Origin of the sequence: Brumimicrobium mesophilum, from assembly GCF_003025005.1 — a bacterium.
GTDB lineage: Bacteria > Bacteroidota > Bacteroidia > Flavobacteriales_D > Crocinitomicaceae > Brumimicrobium > Brumimicrobium mesophilum.
This window is the reverse complement of record NZ_PVSS01000026.1, coordinates 1-6391: the sequence shown is the minus strand read 5'-3', so window position 1 is coordinate 6391 and position 6391 is coordinate 1. Positions and strand designations below refer to the sequence as shown.

General features: G+C 31.4%; 2 protein-coding genes. Both read right to left on the bottom strand.

Translation table 11 applies throughout. From position 1 onward, the window contains the following. Positions 1 to 4309, bottom strand: a 4309-nt coding sequence (locus C6368_RS16730) for a right-handed parallel beta-helix repeat-containing protein (protein WP_159038657.1), incomplete at its 3' end; no start/stop codon positions are given. A 194-nt stretch (positions 4310 to 4503) separates the two neighbouring features. Beyond that, entirely contained in the window at positions 4504 to 6183 is a 1680-nt protein-coding gene (locus C6368_RS16725; protein WP_159038656.1) for a DUF4139 domain-containing protein, read from the bottom strand. Positions 6184 to 6391 lie beyond the last annotated feature (208 nt).

Here is a 6391-nt window from a genome sequence, read left to right as displayed (position 1 = left end):
TGATCTCAGAAGTTGCAGGATTAGGTGACAGTGAAATTTCGCTTTTATTCAAATCTAATAAACCAACAGTATAATAGTGATGGTCATCCGTTGTGAATGAACAAATCCCATTTGTTACCACGAGTGAATAAACTCCATTAACAAGTGGAGTATAAACTTGACCAATAGCTCCAGGAATTAATGCTCCATCCAAATACCATTGAAAAGTACTACCCGAAGGGATATTAGCGCAGTAAATGTTTAGCCCACCTCTCCAAATATTAGTGTATGGAACCTGAACAGTTGTTAACTGAATTGTATCATATTGTAAACAACCGTTCTGATCTTCAGTGGTGAGAATAACTTGTGCATCTTCATCCACAGTGATACTTGTTGGATTTCCTCCAGGCCAGTTCCTGTTCCAAGTATGCGTGTTACCTGCAAGGATGGGATCAGCTGTTAAGGTTACAAATTCATCACTACAAAAAATACTATCGGAAGCTAAAATTGAAACAGGTGTTGGTGCTGGAAATTCCGTAATAATTACGGTGTCATTTTCAACACATCCAAAAGTATCAATAGTCTCTAACCAATAAGTTCCTCCGTCATTTACAATAATTGAATCATTTGTTGAACCTCCCGACCAAGAATAGCTATAAGTAGTATCGGAGAATGATGACTTTAAAACAAGCTCAGCACCATCACAGATAAAATTCTGATTTAAATCGATAGAAGGTTTTACATAGCCTAAATAAGAAACACTTAAATCATTATTTGCAAAATATGCATCTTCAACCCCATTTGGTTCAGAAATATTGATTTCTAATAAATAGTTAGTATTCGGAATAAAATTTCCTAACCCCAGAAAAACTGTATCACTTAGTCCCGGTGCGAGCACATCATTCCAATAATAAATAGTTGTTGTTCCTCCATTTAAACTCCATTCTATAATGGCACTTGTAAGTGTATCCGTATAATTATTTGAGAAGATAAAAAATATAGAATCGTTGTCACTACAACTCAAATTATTAGGATTAAGAATACTGTCTGCGGAAAGGTCAAAAATTGTAGACCAATCAGTATCAAATTCATCAGCGCCAATATCAGGATGTGTTATATTTCGTGCTTGTCCATCTATATCTAAATTTACTTCAGGCAGAACCATTCCGTTGCTATCCGCCAAAAAAGAATTGCTATGCAAATCTGTTGTACTGGTATAAATTGGATTACCATAATAAGAATTCAAATCCTTGTTGTACTGCGTTTTCCAATTACTAAACGTAAGGTTATTGCTAAACATTGACGTATCTCCATAGAAAAGATTATTGTCAGATTCAAAATCTTGAATTCCAATATTAGAAAAATAGAAAAACACACCACTCGAACCAATTTTTTGAAAAATGTTATTCTTAAATTCAACATTCGTATTGTATTCCATTGATATCGAATTTGAATAAATGGAATTGTTATAGATTTTCAAGCCATTACTCGCAGACAATTCAAAAGGAAGGTAAGAAGAGCTAATGAAATTGTTTTTTATTACGTTGTCAACTCCGATATCACAAGCTTTAATTCTGATGGAACGGACATTTCCTGACAGTTTATTGTTACTGATTTCAAAATTTTCACACGATTGCATGTAAATATTTGCATTCATAGAAGGGTTTGAATTGTTTATGTCTAATTCATTTTCACTGATTAGAATATTTGTAGGATGGGGCGAAGCGGTGTTAAAAGCAGCAAAAGAAATTTTAGATGTTCCACTTAATGAGTTTTGTAAAATCTTTACGTTATTCACATCACTCCATAAATCAATTCCAGAATCATTAAAGTTACATCCTATGACTGATAAACTATCCACATAATTAGGGTTTATAGAACTATAAATTCCACCTCCGTTAAATTCACAAGTATCTACATTCACTACATTCACAGAATCCAAATTTATTCTAGTGTTAAACGAAATGTGTCTAAAAGAAAGATTTTCAACATTTCGGAAAGTGATCACATTACTTGAACTTGTATGGTTAGCAATTACTAGACTAGAGTTTAAAGACTCAGATTCGAATGTAATAGAATTAGAAGATGAATTTCCTTCTACAGGGCCAATATCACCCCAATCAGTGTGCGTTCCATCCTTCAATTTAAAAGTTACCGGTCCACAAATACCTTTATTTAAATTAATTAGCGCATCGTTTATGGATATAAAATCAGCAGTCGCATCACCAACAGTGTAAATTCCATCAAGTTTGGTGTGAAAGCGACCACTAAAACTATTGTTCATAGGAATAGAATCATAATATCCATTTGGCAAGGCAATTGAAATATTAACATCAGTTATAAGATTTGTAAATGTATAATTTCCTAGGTTGAATGATATCGTTTGTTGTGGCGGTATGTTTTGATAAACAATAATCGTATCCAAAGCTTGGTTCTCAATGTCGATATATACTGTAAAACTATCAACAGTCTCGCTCCCATTATTGAATGCATCAAAGATTATATCAACGTTTTCTCCTGCACAAATTGAAGTATCTATCCATGATGCGTTTTCTAGAGCAATGTCATATTGAAGTTGTGTAAATTCATAAGCACCAACGTCCGGAGTAGTGAGATTACGCGGTGAATTAAGAATATCACTTGTTACATACCCTATTGGAGTTCCCAAATTATCCAATTGATTAGCATTTAGAGGAATCAAATGGTTTGGTGCGATAAAAAAAGGTTGGATGAGTGTTGAGTTTATGTCAGATGAGTAATGTAAAGAAAAATCGGTTAACGTTGTTGAAGTGTATCCTAAACCACCATACCATTCATCAGCAAAAATGTCATCGGTCCAATAATTATTAAAATCCCCTTCAAAATAATCGTTATTACTAAATTTATAAATCAAACCATGCGCATCATTTACAAGCATATTACTTTTAACAAACGCACTATCCACCCCGCTTAAGGAAAGGACTGCATGAGAGTTACTGCTGACAGCCGAATGAGATAAATAAACCGAATTATGCATAAAATCTAAACGCTGAACATTTAAAATATCAATAGCACTATTCAAATTAGTAACATTATTAATATTTTGATAAATTGCATTATTAAAAACTTTGACCGGAATATCTTCATTAATAACTGAAGATACTATTTTTATTGCGCTACCTTGAGTTGATTTAATAACTTGGTTATTGTCTATTGACAACGATCCCGAATTATAAGAAACATAAATTGAAGAATTATTCCCGTAATGACTTTCAATGTAATTATTTGAAATTTCAATATTTTCATAATGACGTATGTCTATATTATTTCCATAAGAATTATAAAATTCATTATTTCTAACAACAAAATAATTGGATATAGATCCTAAAGCATCTATAGAAAAGCCTCTTATTTGACCTTGATTAAATATGTTATTAGTTAACTTAATACTATCAGAATATAGATTAGTTGCAATATTATAAACATATACTTTCGATGAATCAAAAACATTTTGATTGAATGTTAAATTCTTGGAACCTTCTGTAAAAAAAACACTACCATTTTTAAAAGTCAAATTATTAAATTCAACATTATGTGTGCTACTGCAAACAATATCAACAGAATCTATGGTAACCATTAAAGGGTTTTGACTCTCAGATTGAACGGTAACCTTATAATTCATATTTTCGGCTAAAATGCTATCAATTGAAATAGTTTCGAAATATAAACCATCACGCATATTTAAAACAACATCTCCACAAACACCTGAAGTATCTAAGGCATTAAACGCATCATTTAAAGTATTAAAATTTGGATTTGCACCTCCTACTGTATAGGTTCCTTTTAACTTATTTGGAAAAAGATGAACATTTAAACTATCGTTTGATGGGTCTGTATCAACATTACCGTTTGGCAATTCCGTATAAATTGAAATGTCAACTGTAGGATAAAAATCACTATAAGTGGTTATAAATACATCGATTGATGTTTCTCCAGGAAGTAAGTTCCCTGTCCAATATGTGCTTTGAATTAAAACTCCATTCGCTTCAAAGTGAATCCAACAGCTCGTCAAATTATTAGTACCATCATTTAAAAGATCCACAGTAATATCTTCTGAAGCAAGGCAAGCATCCAAATTAATTGTGCCCATTGATGAAATGGCTGCATCATTAGGTGTGGTTTGGCTTTGGGTAAAACCTAAAATTGAGTTAGGTTCTTCATTATTTTCAATCGAAAAGTCACTTTCGTTAAACGAAATCAAGCCATCAACAGCAAATAAATTAAAGCAGCTTAAAAATACAGTAACTACAGTGAAAATTTGAATTCTTGAATTTTTTAAATTGAATGACATTTTATAGTCTTGTTGGTTAACAATTGTTTAGTGTTCTAACTACGAATTTAATGAAATTCTGATTACTTAGAAATATTAATGTTATCTCCTTGTTTCAAAGAGCTGACATTCTTTTGTATGAAAGCAATTTAATCTAATCATCGAACATAAAAAAATGGGAAAGCTCTAGTACTTTCCCATATTAAGTAGTATATCTATCTTAAAACCAAAGGTTCATTCTCATTGTGTTTAACCATATATTTTAAATCTAAGACCTTTTTCTCCTTAGATTTTATTTTTAATTTCCATTCGATAATACCAGTAGATGGATTTAACTTTCCGTTACTGATTTCTTCAGTAGTAATTTCGATTCCCTCTTTTCTGGAAATAGGAACTTGATCTTGAACAATAATTTCTATGTTTTTACTTTTATTGTTCAAAATTTCAATTTGATACAAACTGTTTTTTTCCACTTCACTCCCAATAATTTTTTCCTTGTACTTTTTATTCATGAAAGTTCTCTTTACAATAATATTGGGATCTTTACCCAAACTCAATGACAAAGTATCATCCATTACGGTAGGGTTTATATAAGTTTCTCCCATATAACTTCCATCGAAAAATATCGTTGCTTTAGCTGGAATCAGTTGTAACTCTTCAAGATTTGTGATTCTCGCTACTAAATAGGTCGAGTTTTCTAACTTTGGAACTGAATAATAAACAAAATTTGCATCTACATCTTCATTCTTTACCAAAACCATGTGTTTTTCTCCATTCGACTTTATTGAGTATGGCAAGTTTATTTTGAACTCGGCCGAAATCATATGTTGTACTACTTGTGTATGTTGAGCACTTGTAGAATAATCAAAATTTCTTGATCCTATATCCTTTTTTTTAAACCTTGAATCTTCCCTTTGAATAGCAACTTCAGATAAGTTTTGTGTTTGGTTCAATTGAACCTGTCTTTCTTGGTGAGCAATCGGTTGAACACCTAATACCCAAGGAAGCAATTCAGGCTTAGTCTTATTCTTATATGGATCATTTGTAGAAACGTTTAACTTAATATCATTCCAATCAATTCCAGTATTCTGATAAACCTGAGCCTTGTAATTGAGGTTAATTTTACTGCTTTCAATATTGCTTCTCAAATCATATTGAGCATTCCAACCCGCATTATTCACGAGATAAGTTAGGTCTAAATATCCTGAAGTAATTTTATCAGAAGAAATCGTAACTACAATTCTATAATCTGACTTATTGTTTTTCTTTTGAAAAACATCGTTATTTGAATAATTCCTTAATTCGTTTAAACGTTTTTGTAATGAATTCTGACGTAGAGTTATAAATCTTTTCACTCTAGAAATCTCATTTATTTCTGAATTTAATTCTTTCACTTTATTCAGGTAATACTCTACTGCCTCTTTCAGTAACTGAATACTATCATTTACTTCACCTTGCCCCCTCATAGCGCCATTATTTATAATAATGGATTTTGAAGAATTTAAAACTTCAAGTTCCGAATTTAATTTAGAAAGTTCAAAAGTAATGAGATCTAATGAGTCTTCTGCAGCATTTATTTTTAATTGAATGGCTTTTGGAAGTTTTGAGACAGCCTGTTCTTCTGGTGTGGGATAATAACTTGTAAATTTAGAATCTAAAATAATAATTCCATTTGTTCCCTTGATTTGAATTGACTGAGGATCTACAAATTGACTTATACCACTTACAATTATTTGATGAACACCAGAAGTGATTGAAAATTTTGCTTCCCTATTGATTTGGGCTCCTTTTAAGAATACTGTGACATTCTTAATTTTCGAGTTTATAATAATCTCCTCGGCAAATAAAGAAGTTGAGAAAAGCAGGCTAATAATAAATACATGGAATAATTTCATAATTCTATTTACCCACAGTACAGCCTTAACCAAGAATGGTTCAAAAAGAAATCAAGTTTTTCTGCAAATAAATTAAAGCCACTTTATACGACGAAGCTAAATCGAAGAAAGTAATGAGATTGATTTAAGAAAACAATCTCATTTAATGCTTACTTGGCGAAAAGAACAATTAACACTAAACATTACAAAACAAAAAAACCTCACACAA

What these genes read in the sequence shown, in the direction of transcription:
- C6368_RS16725 (WP_159038656.1), bottom strand. Translation starts at nt 6,183, where the DNA reads ATGAAATTATTCCATGTATTTATTATTAGCCTGCTTTTCTCAACTTCT.